Source organism: Bacillus cereus group sp. BfR-BA-01453 (genome assembly GCF_022662915.1).
In the GTDB taxonomy this organism is placed as follows: Bacteria; Bacillota; Bacilli; order Bacillales; family Bacillaceae_G; genus Bacillus_A; species Bacillus_A paranthracis.
Map to the genome: position 1 here is coordinate 231,953 of NZ_JAKUEN010000006.1, position 20,265 is coordinate 252,217.

Below are 20,265 nucleotides of genomic sequence, written 5' to 3' on the forward strand. Positions count from 1 at the left end.
AAATTACACCTATATTGTGAAATAATATAACGACAAAAAGGATAGATAATTTATTATCTATCCTTTTTGTGTTGAGCTTAAAGAGGGATAAGCGCTTGCAATCTTGAGATAAAGTAGGAATAGTTATTACTTTTTGTTTTACATAATAGAAAAATATTGAAGATAATACAGAAATAAGGTTGCGAAATCTATATGAAATATAAGTATAATAGTAGAGAAGAACTAGAAATAGGGGTGAATACTATGATTACATTAGAACAAAAGCTAGAGCAATATATACATGCATATTCACAGTTAAAGGGAGAATTAAAATGGAAAACGAGTGATTCTCGAACAGGAATGATGATTGCTGCTATGTATACAAGTAGTGATAAATTGCTTGATCTCGGACGTTTTTTAGAAATTAGTAGTTATATTAAGAATGAGGTAGGGATGTTTTCATACTTAAAGTCTTATCATCGCTTTGTGGTGGCCGCAACTTTAGATATTCACTTTACAGATTATAAGAAAGCTTTTCGGGATTTTTTAGATTTATATGAACAATTGGTCGCTGGTGGTTTTAGCCGAAGTATATTTACTTATCTCGCAGCAGCTGTACTTTTAACAGAAGAAAATGAACAGCATGGCACGCACATTCAGCGTTCGATGCAAGTATATAAACGTATGAAAGAGGATCACCTTTTTCTTACAAGTACAAATGATTACCCACTTGCAGTTTTACTAGCAGGACAATCAGAGAATGTAGAAACACTCATGGACCGAGTGGAACGTCTGTATCAGAAACTAGCGAAAGCTGGTTTGCGTAAAGGGAATGATCTTCAGTTTTTAAGTCATATCCTCTCACTAAAGAAGGATGTTCGTGAAGAAATGTTAGTTGCAACATGCACAAACATATGGAATTTGTTAAAGCAAGAGAAGGTAAAAGTGAAACAAATGCATTACCCAGCAATCGGGCTATTAGCGTTACTAGAGGATGGAGAAAAAGAGATTCATTCTATTAAAGCGTTGATTGAAAAATTGCAGGGAGAGAAATTATTCCGTTGGCATACAGATGCGAATATTCTTATTGCTATTCAACTGTTCGTAAGTCAGAAAGGTGAGGAAAGTAAAGCTACCAACACAGGTTTACAAACAATGATAGAAGTCCTCATCCAAGCACAACAGGCAGCTATGATGGCAACGATTGCCGCTTCATCTGTAGCAACATCTTCTGCTAGTAGTAGTTCATAATGTGCAACTGCTTATGCTATTGTAAATTATAACGCCTTTGATAAGGATGGTTTAAAAAATATTACTAAAAAAAGCCCATCACCCTCTAATGAGTGATGGGCTAACTATTTTTATATAATCAGTATTATCTTTTCAACTGCTTCAAATGTTTGAGTTGTGTAACAATCATAATGCTAATAACAACGAGTAAAAACCATGAGCTGATTTTACTTAAGTGAACGAGATTCCAAGCTTCCCGTTGGTTTGGATATTGCCATGCACCGAAAAATGTTGCGATGTTTTCTGCAATCCAAATAAAGAATCCGATAAGAAAAAAGGAGAGAACGAGCGGCATTTTATATGTAACGCCTCGTAATGAAAATTCCACAAATGTTCGAAAGAAAACGATGAATAGAAGTAAGGTTAAGAACCATCTAAAATCGTATAGAAAATGATGTGTGAAAAAATTGAAGTAAATCATTGCTCCTAGAGGTATTACAAAAATAGCTTTCGGCCAATGATACATTTGTAAATGTAGTCTTCTCCACGCTTGGCATATGTAACTTGCAACACTTGCATACATAAAGCCGCTGTAAAGTGGAACTCCAAAAACCTTTGAATACGCCTCTTCCGGATAACTCCATGAACCGAAATGAACTTTATATATTTCTAGTAAAAGGCCGATGAGGTGGAAGACAGTAATTACTTTTAATTCGTCTTTCGTCTCAAGGCCAGTCTTGTACATAAACCACTGCATAAGAAGACATACGATGAGTATGAAATCATAGCGGTATAACCCTGGGATAGAAATGATTTTTGATAGGGCTAGTGTTAAGAAAATAACGACTGGGAATAAACAGGATAATGCTTGCTCGTAAGTGAAATGTAATAGTTGTTTTATATAGAACATTGTATCTCCTTTTTGTTAGAAAAATCAAAATAATGACTAAGTATACTACAATTTTAAAAATAAGCCAGTAGTCTATTTTGCATGTATTTGTAAGTTTTAGAAAGGAATTGTAATAAGTATTTTAATATGTAACAAAGTAAAAAATAGTTTGCTATTTAAAAAAAGTGGGGATATAATATCTAAATGAAAATGATAATTGTTATCAATATTGATTATAAATAAAAAATAATTATAAAAAACAACTGAATATAAAGGATGAAATGAAACATGTTACATAAGTCTACTATACGTGCTGGCAATAACCGCTGGATACATATTAAGTTCATATGTTTTATGAGCTTAACAATTATATGTTTAATTGGATCTATATTTTTGGCCGTCGCATTTGGTGCAAAGGATATTCAGTTGCAAACGGTGTGGACAGCGGTTTTTGATTATAATCCGAAATTAACGCAGCATCAAATTATTTATGAATTAAGGCTCCCCAGGGTAATTGGCGCAGCAATTGTAGGAGCCGCTTTTGCAGTGGCTGGCGCTGTTATGCAAGGAGTAACACGAAATCCTTTAGCGGATGCAGGTGTGCTTGGCATAAATGCAGGTGCGATGTTTGTAGTAGCACTTAGTTTTGCCTTTTTCCCGCATATGCCGTATTCCTATTTAATGATTGTCTCCTTTATTGGAGCGGTCTTAAGTACAGTGCTCATTTTTATTATCGGATCAGCAACATCAGGCGGATTAACACCGATGAGATTAACGATCGCTGGGGCAGTTATGGCTGCGCTTTTACATTCGTTAAGTTCAGGTGTCGCGATTTATTATGACTTAAGTCAAGATTTAGCTTTTTGGTACGCTGGTGGTGTTGCAGGGGTTAAGTGGGAACACTTGAAATTTTTAGTTCCTATTATTCTCATAACCATTGTTTTTGCGACAATTTTAGGGCGGTCTATTTCACTCATATCAATGGGGGATGATGTCGCTACGAATTTAGGAGTAAAAACGAACCGAACGAGAATACTAGGGATGATTATAGTAGTCATTCTTGCAGGTGTATCTGTTTCAGCTGTTGGCTCTATTGGATTTGTAGGACTCGTTATCCCGCATATTGCTAGAAAATTAGTTGGTGTGAATTATCGCCTCATTATTCCTATGTCAGCATTTGTAGGAGCCATGTTATTAGTTGTAGCTGACTTAGGGGCAAGAACAGTAAATCCTCCTAAAGAACTTGCGATAGGAATTATGGTGGCTCTTGTTGGAGTTCCGTTCTTCCTCTATATAGCACGTAAAGTTGGGAGGGAGCTATAAGTGAAGGGTCTTATTAACACAGATAAAAAAAGAGCCATTACTGTAACTACAATTTTTGGTTGTATTAGTATCGCTGTCATTTTGCTTAGCTTAAATACGGGGACACTTAGCATTGCACCGCTCAAAGTAATTCAAACGCTTTTCGGTCATGGTGATTTTGAAAGTGCAACCGTGCTATACGATTATCGTATGCCAAGAATTATAATCACAATGTTAGCTGGCATTGGCCTTGGGATTTCTGGTGCGATTTTACAAGGGTTATCACGTAATGCCCTTGCAGATCCTGGTATTTTAGGATTGCATTCAGGTGCATCTTTCGGACTAATTATTTTCGTTACTTTCTTTCATTCAATTAATGAGAATGCATCGATTTTAATACCGTTATTTACATTTGGCGGAGGAGTGCTAGCTGCATTTTTAATTATTATACTTGCGAGTGATCGATCAAAAGGTTTACTTCCTATTAGACTTATTCTCGTTGGTATTGCTGTTTCAGCTGGATTTAGTGCGATTTCGTTATTTTTCTCTCTCAAGTTAAATGATGAGACGTATACATTCGCTTCTAGATGGTTAGTTGGTAACGTGTGGGGAAGGGATTGGATTCATGTCCTTGCATTATTACCTTGGATTTTCATACTAACCCCGTATGCATGGCTAAAATCTAAAACGTTAAATGCATTGTCACTAGGTGATAGTGTGGCAGCAGGACTTGGTGTTTCTGTTCAAAAAGAACGGTTACTACTTTTAGCTACAGCGGTTGGATTATCTTGCGCGAGTGTATCGATGGCAGGAGGGATTGGTTTTATCGGTTTAGTTGCTCCGCATATTGCAAGAAAGTTAGTAGGTACTACGTATCAACATTTCCTTCCACTAGCTGGCATTATCGGAATGATTATTTTAGTGCTAGCAGATACGATAGGTCGTTCTATATTTGAGCCAAACTCTATTCCGGCTGGTGTAGTAGTGGCCGCATTAGGAGCACCGTATTTTCTTTATTTACTTACAAAAACAAAATAAATACTTCAAAGAGGAGAACATATGAAAAAGAAACTTACTATTTTATTTAGCATCATGTGTATTTTAGTATTAGCAGCATGTGGTCAAACGAAATCTAATGAAGAGGCAACGAAAAAAACGGAAAAAAGTAATGACCCAAAAATTGCTTCAATGTCTATTCATTTAACAAATGATTTACTTGCATTAGGAATTACACCAGTAGGTTCTGTAATTGGTGGAGATTTAAAAGATTTCTTACCGCATGCAAAAGAACAACTGAAAGATACGAAAAAACTTGGTGTTGTAACAGATCCGAATATGGAAGCGTTACTTCAGTTAAAGCCATCTGAAATTTATGTGGATGAAAAATACGCTGGAAAAGATGTAGCGAAATACGAAAAAATTGCAAAAACACATTCTTTCAATTTAGATGAAGGTACGTGGAGAGACCATTTAAAACAAGTTGGTAAACTTGTAAACCGTGAGAAAGAAGCGGATCAATATATTCAAGATTACGAAGAGCAAGCAAAACGAGTAAAAAGTTTAATAGATAAAGAGCTAGGTAATAACGAAAAAGTAATGGCAATTCGCGTTACTGCAAAAGAATTACGTGTATTTAGTACGAAAAGACCGATGGGACCAATTTTATTCCAAGACTTAGGATTACAACCTGCAAATGGTGTAGAGAAAATCGATGAAAACCGTCCTTTCGAAGTCATTTCACAAGAAGTATTACCTGACTTTGATGCAGATGCTATTTTCGTTGTTGTAAACAGAGACGATAAAGCAAAAGCTGCATTTAAACAACTTCAAGAAACACCAATCTGGAAAGACTTAAAAGCAGTTAAAGGCAAGCACGTATACATTATTAATGACCAACCATGGCTTGACTATTCTGCTTTAGGAAACAAAATGGCAATGGATGAAGCGGAGAAAATGTTTACGAAATAATATCGATTCGTCGTTAGGAAGATCCTCTAAATTTAGAGGGTCTTTTTTTATTGTTAGAATAAATGAAAAATTATACAATGAATTTAATTTAACGTAGAGGAGATGTGCCAATGTCAGCGCTTATTGTAAGTATCCCGTTTATGAAACGAGGGGGTAAATAGGCTCGAATATTTATCCCCGTTATTTAATAAAGGGGGAGTTTGAAATGACGATGAATCTTTTTCAAAATAAAACGATTAAATTATCAGCTATGAGAGAAAAAGATGTTGAAGTAATGGCTATGTGGCAAGAAGATAGTGAGTATTTAAGAAATGTTGATACAGATGTAGCATTCCCGCAATCTTTAAATGAAATAGCAAGTGATGGGCTATTAAAAGGACGGAGATCGAATAGTGTATCTTTCATGTTGAGGACAGTTCAAGATGATCGTTTAATTGGTTTTGTTGCAATTCATGGCATAGAGTGGAATAACAGAACAGGGTTATTAGCAATTGGTATAGGAGATGCAAATAATAGAGGTAAGGGATATGGAAGAGAAGCAATCCATCTTATTTTAAAGTATGCTTTTTATGAATTGAATTTACACCGTGTCGGTCTTGATGTTATTTCTTATAACAAAGCTGCTATTGAGTTGTATAAAAAGATGGGTTTTCAAATGGAAGGCTGTATGAGAGAAGCAGTGCAAAGAGATGGGAAGTGTTTTGATCGCATGATTATGGGGATATTGCGCGATGAATGGATAGAGCTGCAAGGTTAGAAAGTACATTCGAAATTATATATGTAGTATGCAGGAGATATAATAATAATTGGCGAATTTTTACAGTGTACTGATTGCATTTATAAGGAGCTATGTGAGATGAATTTAGAAAAAGCAAAACCAGTAAATGAAGAAGTTGCTGAATTAAAGGAACTAATTAAAGAATTACACGGAAGTGTACATCAACTTCAAAGCGAAGTGCAGCAACTAAGGCACGAAAGACCGGTTGTTGAAGTGAGAAAAGGTGTTCAATTATCGCCAACAATCGTTGGACAAATTGGTGGTATGATTTTAGGTGGGTTAGCAATTATCGGTATATTTTGGTGATGAAAAAAGGTATGCAGCATTATGCTGCATACCTTTTGTATTTGACGATATAATTTCATGCAATACAACTTTTACATTAAATAACGTAAATAAATGTAAGCATGTGATAATAGTAATGCAATGATTGTTAACGGCAAACCAATTTTTAAGAAGTCCATATACGAGAAAGCATGTCCTTCACGTTTTGCAATACCAGCAACGACTACGTTTGCGGATGCTCCGATTAATGTTCCGTTTCCTCCTAAGCAAGCTCCAAGTGATAACGCCCACCATAGTACTTCGATTTGTGGAGAGTCTACAGATAGTCCGAGTCCTGTAGCTAAATCTTGAATAAGCGGAATCATCGTTGCGACAAAGGGGATATTATCAATTGTCGCAGATGCGATGCCTGATACCCATAAAATAAGTACAGCGGCGAAACCGATATCACCATTTGTGACGTCAATTACTTCTTTTGCGAGTGAAGAAATAAGTCCGATATCAATTAAACCACCAACGAGAACGAATAGTCCGGCGAAGAAGAAAATGGTTACCCATTCAACGTGGGCAAATACATCTTCAATATCATGTTCTTTCACACCGATTAACATAAGAAGTGTAGCACCTGTCATCGCGATAACGGCAGCATCTACATGAATAATCGAATGAAGTACAAAGCCTAAAATAGTTAGTCCTAAAATCGAAATGGATTTTAAAAGGAGGCTTTGATCTTTAATATAATCTTTTTCGTTCAATGCCATTAATATTTTAATTTGCTCAGTTGTTGTTTTTAGTTTGTTACGATACATGAAGTAAATAATGCCAAGTGTCACGATAGAAATAATAATTACGATAGGAGCTAAGTTCAGTAAAAAGGCATTGAAGTCTAAATGCTTATTTGCAGATCCAATCATAATGTTCGGTGGGTCACCGATTAATGTTGCTGTTCCGCCTATATTTGAAAATAGTACTTCTGCAATTAAATAAGGAACAGGATTTACTTTTAAAATACGTGTAATAGATAGTGTAACAGGTACGATTAATAAGACGGTCGTTACATTGTCCAAAAATGCAGATCCGACAGCAGTTAATAGGGATAGCAATAATAAAATGCGGATTGGTTTTCCGCCAGCTGCCTTCGCTGCTTTAATGGCCACAAATTCAAAGACGCCTGATTGACTCGTAATATGTACGAGAATCATCATCCCAATTAAAAGGGTGATTGTTTCCCATTGAATATGTGATGTGAAAGCAGCGTGTAAATCTACAATTCCAAAAATAATCATAATAGCAGCACCGAATAGTGCAATTACAGCACGATTCAATTTCTCAGAAATAATAAATCCGTACGTGACTAAAAATACGGCAATTGCAAAATAATATTGCCAATTTGCTACTTCATGTGCTGATTGTTCCAATCATGTCACCTTCTTTAAAGTATGTATTCAATTGTAAACATGCATCCCTCTGCATAATTTATATTGTAGCAAATTCAAAAAAGAAAGAAAACTATTTAACAAAGTGAAGGAAAAAATGTGTTTTTTACATATGATATAAAAAAATAAAGAAACACAGTGCAAATTATTAGGAAAAGTGGGCGTTGTCCTCTAATATAGAGATAGCAATTTACATTATTTTTGCGTAAAATGGTTTAAAGAGGTGAATTCCGATGGAAATAGTAAAAGATAGTTCTCTTATTCAAAATGAAATTGAACGTTTTGTAAATAAAGATGTATATATTCATTTAGAAACGACGAACGGAGCGTACGCGTCACACTTTAATGAAAAGATGATGACAGTTGGAGCATTCATTCGAAATGCAATGATTCGCTTTGAGCGCGGGAAAATAACTGGAACAAACCCATACCGAGTTGGTTTAAAGATGGATCACGGCTGGGTATATGCTGAAGGTATTACGCACTGGGAAGTAGACGATAAAGATCGTTTATTACTAGCAGGGCATGATAATCAAGGTCGTTTAGCAGTAGCGCTTGAGTTAAGCTTAACGCCATTTAAGTAAGAAGGAGGGAAACTTATGGAGAGACATGTACTTGTTGTATTTCCGCATCCAGATGATGAAGCATTTGCTGCGGGAGGAACAATTCGCTTATTAACAGATCAAGGAGTACCTGTAACGTATGCGTGTGGTACTTTAGGACAAATGGGACGTAACATGGGGAAAAACGTGTTCGCTAACCGTGAAACGATTCCAAATATCCGTAAAAAAGAATTGAAAGATGCATGTGAAGCGATGGGGATTCAAGACTTAAGAATGCTTGGTTTCCATGATAAAACGTTAGAATTTGAAGATGTTGATTTCGTAGCAGATAAAATTGAAGCGATCATTCAAGAAGTAAATCCATCTCGAATTATTACATTTTATCCAGAGCACGGCGTACATCCAGATCATGATGCATTTGGCCGCGCTGTTGTTCGCGCTGTATCACGTATGTCAAAAGAAGAACGTCCAGTTATTCATGCGGTTGCGATTACGAAAAATCGCGAAGCTGTACTAGGTGAGCCGGATGTTGTAAATAATATTAGTGAAGTATTCGAGCATAAATTAGCTGCACTAGGTGCGCACCGTTCACAAACAGAAGCGATGCTTGAAGAAACGCATGTAAAAATCAAAAACAAAGATGCAGCAACATTAAAATGGCTGCAACTGGAACAATTTTGGACTTATAAATGGGAGTAGACTAGAAGGGAACCTTCTAGTAGCTCTTACATAGAAAAAGCGCCGTCACTTGTGACGGTGCTTTTTTTTGTGCCATGAACAACATTAGCATCATGCCGTGCTAAAGATAGGACAGCTTTAGCTACTTCCTTACTAGAATGAGGATGTTATAAGAAAGTTATTTGTTTTTATCATTATTCGGAATAGAAACAGTGAATAAATAGTGATATATAATAATTTTTTATTGAAAAACAATAAATAGCATATTAATATCAAATTGAAAATTAGTAAGAGAGGTGCTTTGTATGAAATATAAAACGAATGTTATGTACTAAAAAGAAATCGATGGAAATTAGGAAAGTTATATATTTTAATAGCAAAAAAAGAAAAGGGAGTTAGAGCATGATTCATAAAACAGTAAAGAAAGTTATCTTAATTGCAGGTGGTTTGTATATTACTTATTTAGTAGGTGTAGTCACTTTAGCGGAATCGATCCTGTATCCTACATCTCAGCAACTTAAAGAAGCTGAAAAAGTAGTTGAACGCTATGTAGGTGAAAATAATGGAGTGAAAATGATAAATACATCTAGCAGCTTCACGGCTGAGATGTTCGATCGTACAATTCATATCGAAGGGAATTCAAAAGAGAATCCAGAACAAATATTTCGAATGGATTTAGATCAAGTTTCTAGTGAAAGTGAAAAGATAACCGAAAATAAGAATATAGAAAAGATAATAGTGTATTTGTAATCTATATCATTACATAAAGTTAGAGTGGAGAAGAGAGTATACTTTTTGTATGGTGTAATAAAGATATAGCCCGCCTACAGAAATAGGCAGGCTATTTTTTATAAAGAAAAGACAACTTAAGGCTAGAGCCCTTGTTAAGAAATAGGGTGAAAACAAGAATTTTTAAGGAGAGATAAGGTTGTTCAACAGATAAAGATATCGTATTTGAAACACGTGATTAATGGTGGATTAAGTTCTATTTTTAATAAAAATCTTTAAAAGGCCTTACAGTCCCTAAAATTGATATTTAGTAATAATTTGTAAGAAACATATATTTTGAATTAATTAATAAAATAATATATATTTATATCGATTTAATGATTTTAGTTTGTTAAAAATGGGGAAATCGATATGAAGGTTAAATTTGCCGTAATAAAAGATGAGAACTTTAATTGTAGTTTATTAGAAACAAAATTACTGAAAACTTTTAAAGAAGTAGATTGTGAAGCAGATATTGTAAAGGTTGAGGATGGAATTTTTGAAAACAATGGTATACAAACGCATTTATTAGAAATAACCATTCATGTTACTGGAAAAAATATTGGGTATAGGTCTGTTTCCGCCAGTATATTTATTGTTCTAGAGAGTTTATCAATGGAACTATTTCGTATTACTATTAGTATACATTAAGCAGCTAACAAAGTAGACTCTTCATAAAATCATACTGACTATATTGAGTTAGTAAACATGAAAATGGTGATGAAAAAAATAGAAATTATCTTAGGTGCTCTCGTATGCTGGAGAGCACCTTGTTTGCTGTTACATAAACAAGGGATTCTTTTTCTATATTTAATTTATCCTAACGCTAATTTTAATATAGAAGAATGGAAACATAATTAGATTGTGCAAATAATTTGGTGCGCACATATACGGAATGTATTCACCGGTAAGAGGGTTGTCTCATAATATATATAGATTTTTCTATTAAGATGAACAGAGGGTGTGAATATATGGAAGATGTTTATGCTAAAATTGACAGTCTCAAGGCCGACCAAAAAGAAATTATGAGAGACATTCGTGCTTTAGAAACGCGTACCACTATTAATGAGAAAGACATAGCAACAATCAATAAGCAATTAGAAAAAATAAGCACAAACACAACTTGGATTTTACGAATTATTATTAGTACGATAATAATGTCAGTTTTAGGATTGATATTAAAAGGGATGATATAAAAGAAAGAGGGGAGCTCCCTCTTTCTTTTATATAAATGAGAAACTATAAATTTTCCGTTTCTTTTTCATCTGCATACTTATCCTCTAAGGAAATTAATAGAGGGATTGATATAGTTACAAGAATGATTAAAGTAGTTATAAAAGATTTAGAAAGAGAAAAAGAACCTTCAATTAAAGGTGATAAAAACTTGAATGAAAGTATACTTGTTAGTAAGGAAATTACTAAAAAACTAAAAGGTAATATATTTTTATTCTTTATAGATGCCTCTATAAAGTCTTTAATACAGGTTATTACGACAAATATAGTTAATATGATTAGAGAAATAAAATAATGTGTTACATTTGTCATACTAATAGTAGGGTCATCTATGATATAAGCAAGTAACTTAGATACTAACATGCCTCCAAACAATAAAATAATAAAAGCGAGTAATCCTTCCGATATATAAGTGCTGAAATTATCTTTCTTGTTAAAAAGCTTATAGTTCAGAGTAGATTGGGTTATTTGAATTAGGAATAGGCTAATAATCCATACATAATATACAATTGGTAATTCTCCTGAGAATAGAGAGATTAGGAAGTTTAATATTGTCCTTAAAATTTCAATCATTACGAAAGGCCTCCTGTTTGTAAGCTTGTGACATTAAAATATGCTAGTCTATCGTTTAATAATTCAATCTGCCGATTCAAACCATTTCTAATTATTCCATAAAAAGGTATCTATATCAAGTTATCTTTTTAACAATCCTTCAAGGCTGAGCACTAGAAAAAGAAACACAATATGTAATATAATTGAAAAAGTATATTTAAAAATCGATGTTAATATTACCCTCCTATAAGTATTAACATACGTAATTGAGGTGTTTTCTTTGTTGTTTTATGATCGAATTTCTATAATGGCCCCTCCTGTTCCGTAGCTAAAGAAAGTCTTTTTATTTCTGAGATTTTCAAAGTTATAGGAGGGTATGAAAAATGAAAAAAGTCTCAGTACCATCACTGTTGTTAATGATTATTCTTGTCGCATTTCCGCAAATTAGTGAAACGATTTACACACCGTCTTTACCGGACATTTCAAAGGCGTTACATGTAAGTAATAATGAGGTACAGTTAACGCTTAGTGTGTATTTTGCTGGATTTGCTTTAGGTGTATTTTTTATTGGATGGTTATCAGATATAATTGGCCGTCGCCCGGCAATGTTACTTGGAATTGTCGTATATGGTGTTGGGAGTTTCTTATGCTTTATTACAAATTCCATTGAAGTTTTATTAGTAAGTCGTTTTATTCAAGCGTTTGGAGCAAGTGCAGGATCAGTTGTGACGCAAACGATTCTTCGTGAAAGTGTAGAAGGGCATAAGAGGCATGTTATGTTTGCTCAAATATCAGCAGTTATTGCTTTTACACCAGCGATAGGACCGTTAATTGGTGGCTTTCTTGATCAAATGTTTGGATTTAAAATCGTATTTTTAAGTTTAGTAGTTATGAGTGTCGGAATTTTTCTGTATACGTTTGTTTCTCTTCCAGAAACAAAAACGAACTCAGTAACAAATAAAATAAATGTCTTTTCAGTATTGAAGAGATTAATTACAAATCCGAAAGTAGTAACATATGGGCTATTAATTGGAGGAGCAAATGGTGTTTTGTTTAGCTATTATGCAGAAGCACCGTTTATCTTTATGGAATACTTTCAATTATCGCCTAGTATGTATGGATTTTTAGGAATTGTTGTTGCTTCTGCTTCTATTATTGGAGCGAAAGTTTCAAAACGATTGCTTGCTACTAATAAACCAGCGAGAATTATATATATCGGTTGTCTTGTAATGGTAGTTGGAGCAGTCGCTTTATCTATTATTACTTCAGTTGGATCAAATCCAAACATAATATATATGGGTGGATTTTTAGTAGCGATGTTTATATTGCTATTAGGAATTGGAGTAGCATTACCTAACTGTTTAAGTTTAGCATTAGTAGATTTTCAAGATGTCATTGGTACAGCGGGTGCATTGTTTAGCCTAGGGTACTATGTAATTGTAACGATAACAATTTGGGGAATGAGTCAACTTCATACGGGCTCGTTACTGGTGATGCCACTTTATTTTCTAGCTATAGTAGTTATCATGATGGTGTTTACTAAAGTGTTTATTTTAGGTAAACAAACTTCAAAAATGAGTTAAATATGAAATGGTAAAAGGGTCTCATTTTTTAATGAGACTCTTTTATATTTTATCCCGCTGTTTTGAGGCAGCAAGATTCCTGCCTCAAAATTGGGCTGGATTAAAGAAGTTAGTAGTTTATTAATATATTAAATTTCTGGTTGGTATATAAATCGGACGTGTGGGAAATTGCGTTATCAACTATAAAGATTGAAGTACATGAGATGTGAAGCCGAGGAAGAAATACTCTCCTCGGTTATTTATATTGTAATAATATTTATACCGGAATCAAATTGAATAGATGTATTTTATTGTTAATTCAGTTAAAAATTAAACATAATCATGCATATTAATTTATTGAAAAAATAATTGAATTTTTCAGATTAATGAATTAATATAAGGTAAGTAATTTTAAGATTTATAGAATATTGGAAGATGAAAGGTTTTGGGAATTTTATAAGAAGCAAAAAAACGATTTTAGGATAGCTTTAAAGCTAGTTTAAAATGACGTTTGCTTCATCATTTTCAAGGCCGAAAGGAATTAGGGAAAAGCATCTTGTTTTAAAATGCGGCTATGAATCATCTAAGAGGGGGAAGTGAAGTGGCAAACAAAGAATTGAAAAGAGGTTTAGAAGCACGTCATATTCAAATGATTGCTTTAGGCGGAACAATTGGTGTTGGTTTGTTTATGGGATCAGCCAGCACGATTAAATGGACAGGTCCGTCAGTCATGCTTGCGTATGCGATTGCAGGTATTTTTATTTTCTTCATCATGCGTGCCATGGGAGAAATGTTGTATATGGAGCCGAGTACAGGTTCATTTGCGACGTTCGGTCATAAGTATATTCATCCGCTAGCTGGTTATATGACAGCGTGGAGTAACTGGTTCCAGTGGGTTATCGTTGGGATGTCAGAAATTATTGCGGTAGGAGCATATATGCAATATTGGTTCCCGGACTTACCAGCTTGGATACCAGGTGTAATCGCAATGGTTATTCTTGGCGCAGCTAACTTAATTTCTGTTAAGTCATTTGGTGAATTTGAATTTTGGTTTGCGATGATTAAGATCGTTACGATTCTATTAATGATTATTGCAGGATTTGGACTTGTTTTCTTCGGAATTGGTAACGGCGGAGAAGCGATTGGTATATCAAATCTTTGGTCAAATGGCGGTTTCTTTACAGGTGGTTTTTCAGGCTTCTTCTTTGCATTATCACTTGTAGTGGGTGCATACCAAGGTGTGGAATTAATTGGTATTACTGCTGGTGAAGCGAAGGATCCGAAGAAGACACTTACAAGAGCGATTCAAAGTACAATTTGGCGTATTTTAATCTTCTATATTGGTGCTATTTTCGTTATTGTAACTGTGTATCCGTGGGATCAATTAAGTACAATTGGTAGCCCGTTCGTAGCAACTTTTGCGAAGGTTGGTATTACGGCAGCAGCTGGACTGATTAACTTCGTTGTTATTACAGCGGCGATGTCTGGTTGTAATAGTGGTATTTATAGTGCAGGACGTATGCTTTATACGTTAGGTGTAAATGGACAAGCGCCGAAATATTTCACAAAACTTTCTGGAAATGGTGTGCCTTTATTCGGTACAGTTGGCGTAATTATCGGTTTAGCGGTTGGTGTTGTATTAAGTTATATTGCACCGAAAAACTTATTCGTATATGTATATAGTGCGAGTGTACTTCCTGGTATGGTACCATGGTTCGTCATTTTAATTAGTCAAATTAATTTCAGAAAAGAAAAGGGAGCAGAGATGAAAAATCATCCGTTCAAAATGCCATTTGCTCCTGTTACAAATTATTTAACGATTGCCTTTTTAATTATGGTATTAATCGGAATGTGGTTTAACGATGATACGCGTATTTCACTAGTTGTAGGCATTGTTTTCTTAGCTATCGTAACAATTAGTTTCTATGCTTTTGGAATAGGAAAACGACCTCCGTTAGATGTTCCAAATGATCAAGAGATTTCAAGTAAATAAAGATAGTAAAAAAGTCCGATTTCTCATTTGGAAATCGGACTTTTTGTTATTAAAATTTTTCTAAAACGATTTTTCCAATTGTACTGCCGCTTTCAAGCAGGGCATGTGCTTTCTTTACGTTTTCAGCGTTAATTGGTGTGAATGTTTCATTTAAAGTAGTCTTTAAAATGCCTTCATCTAGTAGTTCGCTTACTTTATTTAATAGTTCGTGCTGCGTGATCATGTCTCCAGTTTCATACATCGCTTTTGTAAACATAAACTCCCAAACGAGTGTAGCACTTTTACTTTTTAAAATGCCCATCTCAAGAGGGTGTTCATTTTCTACGATAGAGCAAATTTTTCCTTGTGGTTTAATAAGTTCACATATTGCTTGCCAATGTTGATCTGTATTGTTTAGGCAGAAAATATAATCTACATCTTTTAGCCCAAACTCTAATATTTGTTCTTGTAAAGGTTGGTGATGGTTAATGATATAATCGGCACCGAATTTTTCAACCCAGTGTATCGTTTCAGTGCGGGATGCAGTTGTGATAACATTTAGTCCGGCCCATTTTGCAAGTTGAATGGCAATTGAACCTACACCACCAGCACCGCCTATAATTAAAATGTTTTTAAAGGAATTCGTATCTTTCTTATTATAATCAATACCTAAACGTTCAAATAAACCTTCCCAAGCTGTAATAGCTGTTAACGGAAGTGCTGCAGATTCCGCATCACTTAACGTTTTAGGTTTTTTACCAACAATTCTTTCATCAACGAGGTGATATTCACTATATGTACCTTGTCTCGTAATGCTTCCAGCGTAAAACACTTCGTCGCCTTCTTTAAATAACGTACAGCTTTCGCCAGTTTGCACGACAACACCACTAGCATCCCAGCCAAGTATTTTCGCTACATCTTCTTTTTTATCTTTCGGAGAGCGAACTTTTGTATCAACTGGATTAACGGAAATAGCGTTAATTTTAACGAGTATATCTCTTCCTGTGGCAACAGGTTTTTCAACTTCTAGATCAATTAAACTGTTTTCTTCTTCAATAGGTAAGTATTCATGTAAACCAATTGCTTTCATTTGTATTCCCTCCATTAAAGTAAGAGTCATTTACTCTTTTATTATAGTAGGTGGAGTGTCATTATGTAAAAAAGTTGAGTCCTTTCCATTTTGTAAAAGGCTTGTTTTAGCCTCATTTAGAACTTTGTAACTGCAGAGGGCCAGCCATCGTTTTGATTTTATTTGGATGAAAGGTATATATTTTTCTACTGTACCTTGCAATGAATAATACTAAGTGGTATGTTATACTTGTGATTACTTATTATAAAACAGTACTAAATAATAAATAGTAGTGGATATTAATTAGAATAGGGTGAATGAATATTGAATGTACAATTTAAAAAAGGAGTTTTGGAACTTTGTGTTCTTGTCTTACTGGATAAGCAAGACCGTTATGGATATGAATTAGTTCGAAATATTTCTAATCGAATTGAAATATCAGAAGGGTCTGTTTATCCTCTTCTTCGAAGGTTAACTAAGGAAGAATATTTTACCACGTATTTACAGGAGTCTTCAGAGGGTCCTTCAAGAAAGTATTATACACTAACGGATAAAGGTAGAACGTATTTGTATCAACTTTTGGAGGAATGGAATGAGTTCTCACAAGGTGTCAATCAATTAATTAAAGAAGGTGTACGTAATGACGAAAGATAAATTTTTGCAACAATTAAATGTATCTCTAAAAAGATTATCTGATAAAGAGCGTGCAGATATTTTAAAAGATTATGAAGAACATTTTACTTTCGGCTTAGAGGAAGGGAAGAGCGAAGAAGAAATTGCAACTTCATTAGGTTCTCCAGCTCAAATCGCCAAAGAGCTATTAGCAGATTATCATATTGAGAAAGTAACAACAAGTGCAACAACAGGAAATGTTTTCCGTGCAATTTGGGCAGTAATTGGATTAGGTTTTTTCAATTTGTTAATCGTACTTGCACCTGCAATCACATTAGCGGCCTTGATTTTTTCAGGATGGGTTCTCGGTATCTCATTTTTAGGGGCACCATTACTTGTTTTAGTTGATGCTATTATACATCCAAATTCATTCTTGCTATTTAATCTTTTTGTTTCTTTAGCACTTTGTGGAATTGGATATTTCATTGTTATTGCTATGTTATTTTTAACGAAGCTAGCAACGAAAGGATTTGTTCGTTATTTAAAGTTCAATATAGCACTAGTAAAAGGTGGTTTGAAGCATGATAAATAAGAAGAGTTTCTCAATCATTGCAGGTATTATTTTCATTATTGGTATTATCGGAAGTTTATTCACTTATCGTTCAATTGCTGCGGTACCAATTTCAGAAGAAAAGGTCATTAATAATAATGTGTCAAGCGTCATTATCGACACGAATAACGTTCGTGTTAACATCAACCCTACAACAGGTAGTAACGTGAAAGTAAAATTAGATGGCGAAGTTAATCCTAATGTAAAAAGGGAATTAGCTACGGATGAGAAAGATTCAACGCTTCTTATTTCTTATAAAGAAAAACAACAGAGTTGGTTCAACTTTAATATTTCTGAAGTGTGGGCGCCATTAACATTAAATGTGTATCTACCTGAAAAACAATATGAATCATTAAAAGTTTCCAATAATAATGGCTATGTTTCTGCTAAAAAACTAAACGCAACAAATTTTAATATCAATACAAGCAATGGACGTGTTGAATTAAGAGAAATCAATTCGCCAAAAATTATCGCGGAAACAAACAATGGAATTATGGATTTCAAAGATGTATTGGCACAAAATATTCATGTGAAATCGAACAACGGACGAATAATGCTAGACCATGTTGAAGGTGAAATAGAGGGGCAAACTAAAAATGGAAGTCTTACTCTGAAAACGAATGAACTGGATCGAAATCTCAATTTTACGACTCACAATGGAAAAATTAATATTGAAACTGAAAAAGAACCAACTAATGTTCAATTTAATGTTTCTGTTGACAATGGCAGAGCGAATATACTTGATAAATATAATGGAAATACGGTTATTGGAAAAGGAGAAAATGTAATTAAATTAAACACACATAACGGAAATATTACAGTGGAAAAACAATAGTATATCTGCCAAATTTAAACTACAAAATCATTGAAGGTGATTATGAAGTGGTACCTGGTGTTCGGTTATTGTATACACCAGGACATTCTCTAGGGCATCAGTCATTATTAATTGAGACGGAAAAATCCGGTCCTGTATTATTAACGATTGATGCATCTTATACGAAAGAGAATTTTGAAGATGAAGTACCGTTTGCGGGATTTGATTCGGAATTAGCTTTATCTTCAATTAAACATTTAAAAGAAGTTGTGATGAAAGAGAATCCACTTGTTTTTTGGGACATGATATAGAGCGGGAAAAGGGATGTAAAGTTATATAGTGCAAAAAGTCATGAGCTTACGTGCTCATGACTTTTTCGGTTAAATAATTTTTTTGAATAAGTTATAAACCTTTTTTGAGCTATCTTCATTTAATTGATAGTACTTGAGGTTTACATCATCAGGAGTATCTTGCTGAGCAATCATCACTTCGTTATTGTGATGATCAACTACCCATATGAAATATTTTTTATAAGTTCCATCTTCGAAAGTAATCCACATGTCACAATCTATTAAATCTGACCCTTCTTCATCTAATGTTAATTTTCCTTTTTTTGCGGTATCCATACTGTTAATGAATGTTTTTAATTCATCTGTTTTTGTGAGGAAGATATCCTTTTTTGTTTTAATGGATTCGACATGTATATCTTTTATTTCCTGTTTTCCTAAAAAGACAGGGGGCTCATTTGGATCTCTTTGAGTGGAAATAATAGTAGCTTTTTTCTTTGGCTTATTTGCTGTATACAAATCTTGAATAGATTTTCCAGAGTTTACAAACCATATGATCCCACAAATAATCAATGTGCTACTAAGCAGTAAGATGATTTTCTTAATAGAATATTCTCCTCTCTATTACTTCGTATGAAGAGCTTTTCTATTAATATATGATAGGTAAGCGTAAAGTATTATAGTTGAACGTGGTTATGTTTCACTGTTTTTATTGGGCGATCTACGAGTAAATTGTAAGTGAGCCCGATTAGTACGAAAATGCCACCAACAATTTTGCCCATTGAGAGTTCGTGTGACAAGATGAAATCAATGATAGTCCCCGCGAATAATTGTCCAATAAAGATGAGTAACGTTAAATAAAATGCTGATATTTTAGGAGTAATATAGTTCGATAAAGAGATGACAATAACGCCTACTAATCCGCCTAAATATACAGCGATAGGTATAGATTGCAACGTATGACTAGGAATGTACATTGAATCTGAACTGAAAATTAAAAATAATATAGAGAAAAATAATCCAGTAATATAATTAAAAAACGTACCTTCCCAATTGCCGATTTTCGCTGCTAAATTTGCGTTAATAATTCTAGCAACAACGATAGAAACACCAGCTAAAATAGCGATCGTAATATATAACATTTTTTTGCCTCCATTAATAAATTGTCATGATTATAATTCCAGAAGAGATGAAACATAATCCAATTAGTTTTTTCTTTTCAAATTTAGCAACTTTCATTCCTAATAAGCCGAAATGATCAATAACGATGGAAGCAATGGATTGGCCGAGTAAACTTAATGCAATCGTAATAGAGGCACCAAGGACGGAGAAACTTATATTATTAAAAAGAACAGTGAATACCCCAATCGCTCCAGCGCTATATAAAAAAAAATGGAATGCTTTTATCAAAATGGATTTTATGTTTGTTTATGATTAAAACGAAAATAACTGCAATTAAACCGACAAGGTGAATGACAACGCTTGCTGTATAATTACCAATTAACTCAGATAAAATCCCATTCAATGGAAGCATAACGGCGATGAGCACACCAATAAAGACAGAAAGAAAGTTATACAATGTAATATCCCCTTTGTATTTCATATTTGTAATGACTGTATCATGCTGAAATTGTGTATTACTATGACATATGTCATAGTGGAGGAAGAAAATTTTGAT

At 34.1% G+C, this 20,265-nt stretch carries 22 protein-coding genes and 2 pseudogenes; 17 read left to right on the plus strand and 7 right to left on the minus strand.

Going from position 1 to position 20,265, the window contains the following annotated elements; genetic code table 11:
• The first annotated feature begins 192 nt into the window (after positions 1 to 192).
• The gene (locus MR070_RS15040) at positions 193 to 1,230 is read left to right on the plus strand and encodes a DUF4003 domain-containing protein (RefSeq protein WP_242261559.1); all 1,038 of its coding nucleotides are present in this window, start codon (positions 193 to 195) and stop codon (positions 1,228 to 1,230) included.
• Between the two features lie 124 nt (positions 1,231 to 1,354).
• Here the strand turns inward: MR070_RS15040 and MR070_RS15045 are convergent, their stop codons facing one another.
• The gene (locus MR070_RS15045) at positions 1,355 to 2,119 is read right to left on the minus strand and encodes a DUF817 domain-containing protein (protein WP_070806606.1); all 765 of its coding nucleotides are present in this window, start codon (positions 2,117 to 2,119) and stop codon (positions 1,355 to 1,357) included.
• A 267-nt stretch (positions 2,120 to 2,386) separates the two neighbouring features.
• Between MR070_RS15045 and MR070_RS15050 the strand changes: the two genes are divergently transcribed.
• The 5 genes from MR070_RS15050 to MR070_RS15070 all read left to right on the plus strand — a co-directional run bounded on the left by MR070_RS15050 (position 2,387) and on the right by MR070_RS15070 (position 6,452).
• A complete protein-coding gene (locus tag MR070_RS15050; RefSeq protein ID WP_242261560.1) occupies positions 2,387 to 3,421 on the plus strand; it encodes a FecCD family ABC transporter permease in 1,035 nt (344 codons plus the stop codon).
• A complete protein-coding gene (locus MR070_RS15055; RefSeq protein WP_044793294.1) occupies positions 3,422 to 4,438 on the plus strand; it encodes a FecCD family ABC transporter permease in 1,017 nt (338 codons plus the stop codon).
• Between the two features lie 21 nt (positions 4,439 to 4,459).
• Entirely contained in the window at positions 4,460 to 5,368 is a 909-nt protein-coding gene (locus tag MR070_RS15060) for an iron-hydroxamate ABC transporter substrate-binding protein (protein ID WP_242261561.1), read from the plus strand.
• Positions 5,369 to 5,573: 205 nt separating this feature from the next.
• Positions 5,574 to 6,125, plus strand: coding sequence for a GNAT family N-acetyltransferase (locus tag MR070_RS15065; protein ID WP_000178479.1), 552 nt, complete (start codon positions 5,574 to 5,576; stop codon positions 6,123 to 6,125).
• Between the two features lie 99 nt (positions 6,126 to 6,224).
• Entirely contained in the window at positions 6,225 to 6,452 is a 228-nt protein-coding gene (locus MR070_RS15070) for a coiled-coil domain-containing protein (RefSeq protein WP_001047304.1), read from the plus strand.
• 71 nt (positions 6,453 to 6,523) lie between these two features.
• Here MR070_RS15070 and MR070_RS15075 read toward each other — a convergent pair whose 3' ends face one another.
• A complete protein-coding gene (locus MR070_RS15075) occupies positions 6,524 to 7,849 on the minus strand; it encodes an ArsB/NhaD family transporter (RefSeq protein WP_044793292.1) in 1,326 nt (441 codons plus the stop codon).
• Between the two features lie 251 nt (positions 7,850 to 8,100).
• Here MR070_RS15075 and MR070_RS15080 point away from each other — a divergent pair, with 251 nt between their 5' ends.
• The 5 genes from MR070_RS15080 to MR070_RS15100 all read left to right on the plus strand — a co-directional run bounded on the left by MR070_RS15080 (position 8,101) and on the right by MR070_RS15100 (position 11,072).
• On the plus strand, positions 8,101 to 8,451 hold the full coding sequence (locus tag MR070_RS15080) for a YojF family protein (protein WP_000407042.1): 351 nt from the start codon (positions 8,101 to 8,103) through the stop codon (positions 8,449 to 8,451).
• A gap of 15 nt (positions 8,452 to 8,466) precedes the next feature.
• Positions 8,467 to 9,129 (plus strand): bacillithiol biosynthesis deacetylase BshB2, encoded by a 663-nt coding sequence (bshB2, locus tag MR070_RS15085; RefSeq protein ID WP_000439477.1) that lies wholly within the window; start codon positions 8,467 to 8,469, stop codon positions 9,127 to 9,129.
• Between the two features lie 381 nt (positions 9,130 to 9,510).
• The gene (locus tag MR070_RS15090) at positions 9,511 to 9,858 is read left to right on the plus strand and encodes a hypothetical protein (RefSeq protein ID WP_242261562.1); all 348 of its coding nucleotides are present in this window, start codon (positions 9,511 to 9,513) and stop codon (positions 9,856 to 9,858) included.
• Between the two features lie 390 nt (positions 9,859 to 10,248).
• The gene (locus MR070_RS15095; RefSeq protein ID WP_000865013.1) at positions 10,249 to 10,527 is read left to right on the plus strand and encodes a hypothetical protein; all 279 of its coding nucleotides are present in this window, start codon (positions 10,249 to 10,251) and stop codon (positions 10,525 to 10,527) included.
• A 320-nt stretch (positions 10,528 to 10,847) separates the two neighbouring features.
• Positions 10,848 to 11,072 (plus strand): hemolysin XhlA family protein, encoded by a 225-nt coding sequence (locus tag MR070_RS15100; protein WP_000390460.1) that lies wholly within the window; start codon positions 10,848 to 10,850, stop codon positions 11,070 to 11,072.
• Positions 11,073 to 11,115: 43 nt separating this feature from the next.
• On the opposite strand, the gene MR070_RS15105 is transcribed toward MR070_RS15100, so the two are convergent.
• A complete protein-coding gene (locus MR070_RS15105) occupies positions 11,116 to 11,682 on the minus strand; it encodes a DUF5823 family protein (protein WP_242261563.1) in 567 nt (188 codons plus the stop codon).
• A 362-nt stretch (positions 11,683 to 12,044) separates the two neighbouring features.
• Between MR070_RS15105 and MR070_RS15110 the strand changes: the two genes are divergently transcribed.
• Both MR070_RS15110 and MR070_RS15115 read left to right on the plus strand, forming a co-directional pair.
• Entirely contained in the window at positions 12,045 to 13,244 is a 1,200-nt protein-coding gene (locus tag MR070_RS15110; RefSeq protein ID WP_000757993.1) for a multidrug effflux MFS transporter, read from the plus strand.
• A 580-nt stretch (positions 13,245 to 13,824) separates the two neighbouring features.
• Positions 13,825 to 15,216 (plus strand): amino acid permease, encoded by a 1,392-nt coding sequence (locus MR070_RS15115; RefSeq protein WP_001284433.1) that lies wholly within the window; start codon positions 13,825 to 13,827, stop codon positions 15,214 to 15,216.
• A gap of 49 nt (positions 15,217 to 15,265) precedes the next feature.
• On the opposite strand, the gene MR070_RS15120 is transcribed toward MR070_RS15115, so the two are convergent.
• A complete protein-coding gene (locus MR070_RS15120; protein WP_000643762.1) occupies positions 15,266 to 16,285 on the minus strand; it encodes a zinc-binding alcohol dehydrogenase family protein in 1,020 nt (339 codons plus the stop codon).
• Between the two features lie 303 nt (positions 16,286 to 16,588).
• Between MR070_RS15120 and MR070_RS15125 the strand changes: the two genes are divergently transcribed.
• The 4 genes and pseudogenes from MR070_RS15125 to MR070_RS15140 all read left to right on the plus strand — a co-directional run.
• Positions 16,589 to 16,918, plus strand: a complete 330-nt coding sequence (locus MR070_RS15125) for a PadR family transcriptional regulator (protein WP_001969260.1) — start codon at positions 16,589 to 16,591, stop codon at positions 16,916 to 16,918.
• Entirely contained in the window at positions 16,905 to 17,468 is a 564-nt protein-coding gene (locus MR070_RS15130) for an HAAS signaling domain-containing protein (protein WP_139895145.1), read from the plus strand. The genes MR070_RS15125 and MR070_RS15130 overlap by 14 nt, the downstream gene beginning before the upstream one ends.
• Complete coding sequence (locus MR070_RS15135; protein ID WP_138321464.1) at positions 17,458 to 18,321, plus strand: DUF4097 family beta strand repeat-containing protein; 864 nt, start codon at positions 17,458 to 17,460, stop codon at positions 18,319 to 18,321. The genes MR070_RS15130 and MR070_RS15135 overlap by 11 nt, the downstream gene beginning before the upstream one ends.
• 5 nt (positions 18,322 to 18,326) lie before the next feature.
• Positions 18,327 to 18,640, plus strand: a pseudogene (locus MR070_RS15140) (MBL fold metallo-hydrolase); the annotation flags it as partial.
• 40 nt (positions 18,641 to 18,680) lie between these two features.
• Here MR070_RS15140 and MR070_RS15145 read toward each other — a convergent pair.
• The 3 genes and pseudogenes from MR070_RS15145 to MR070_RS15155 all read right to left on the minus strand — a co-directional run bounded on the left by MR070_RS15145 (position 18,681) and on the right by MR070_RS15155 (position 20,190).
• Positions 18,681 to 19,175, minus strand: a complete 495-nt coding sequence (locus tag MR070_RS15145; protein WP_242261573.1) for a hypothetical protein — start codon at positions 19,173 to 19,175, stop codon at positions 18,681 to 18,683.
• An 89-nt stretch (positions 19,176 to 19,264) separates the two neighbouring features.
• A complete protein-coding gene (locus tag MR070_RS15150; protein WP_000965799.1) occupies positions 19,265 to 19,729 on the minus strand; it encodes a DMT family transporter in 465 nt (154 codons plus the stop codon).
• Positions 19,730 to 19,742: 13 nt separating this feature from the next.
• Positions 19,743 to 20,190: pseudogene (locus tag MR070_RS15155) on the minus strand (DMT family transporter).
• Positions 20,191 to 20,265: the final 75 nt, after the last annotated feature.

Coding starts and splice junctions, on each gene's coding strand:
- MR070_RS15040 (WP_242261559.1), top strand. CDS start 193: ATGAAATATAAGTATAATAGTAGAGAAGAACTAGAAATAGGGGTGAAT.
- MR070_RS15045 (WP_070806606.1), bottom strand. CDS start 2,119: ATGTTCTATATAAAACAACTATTACATTTCACTTACGAGCAAGCATTA.
- MR070_RS15050 (WP_242261560.1), top strand. CDS start 2,387: ATGTTACATAAGTCTACTATACGTGCTGGCAATAACCGCTGGATACAT.
- MR070_RS15060 (WP_242261561.1), top strand. CDS start 4,460: ATGAAAAAGAAACTTACTATTTTATTTAGCATCATGTGTATTTTAGTA.
- MR070_RS15065 (WP_000178479.1), top strand. CDS start 5,574: ATGACGATGAATCTTTTTCAAAATAAAACGATTAAATTATCAGCTATG.
- MR070_RS15070 (WP_001047304.1), top strand. CDS start 6,225: ATGAATTTAGAAAAAGCAAAACCAGTAAATGAAGAAGTTGCTGAATTA.
- MR070_RS15080 (WP_000407042.1), top strand. CDS start 8,101: ATGGAAATAGTAAAAGATAGTTCTCTTATTCAAAATGAAATTGAACGT.
- bshB2 (WP_000439477.1), top strand. CDS start 8,467: ATGGAGAGACATGTACTTGTTGTATTTCCGCATCCAGATGATGAAGCA.
- MR070_RS15090 (WP_242261562.1), top strand. CDS start 9,511: ATGATTCATAAAACAGTAAAGAAAGTTATCTTAATTGCAGGTGGTTTG.
- MR070_RS15095 (WP_000865013.1), top strand. CDS start 10,249: ATGAAGGTTAAATTTGCCGTAATAAAAGATGAGAACTTTAATTGTAGT.
- MR070_RS15100 (WP_000390460.1), top strand. CDS start 10,848: ATGGAAGATGTTTATGCTAAAATTGACAGTCTCAAGGCCGACCAAAAA.
- MR070_RS15105 (WP_242261563.1), bottom strand. CDS start 11,682: ATGATTGAAATTTTAAGGACAATATTAAACTTCCTAATCTCTCTATTC.
- MR070_RS15110 (WP_000757993.1), top strand. CDS start 12,045: ATGAAAAAAGTCTCAGTACCATCACTGTTGTTAATGATTATTCTTGTC.
- MR070_RS15120 (WP_000643762.1), bottom strand. CDS start 16,285: ATGAAAGCAATTGGTTTACATGAATACTTACCTATTGAAGAAGAAAAC.
- MR070_RS15130 (WP_139895145.1), top strand. CDS start 16,905: ATGACGAAAGATAAATTTTTGCAACAATTAAATGTATCTCTAAAAAGA.
- MR070_RS15135 (WP_138321464.1), top strand. CDS start 17,458: ATGATAAATAAGAAGAGTTTCTCAATCATTGCAGGTATTATTTTCATT.
- MR070_RS15150 (WP_000965799.1), bottom strand. CDS start 19,729: ATGTTATATATTACGATCGCTATTTTAGCTGGTGTTTCTATCGTTGTT.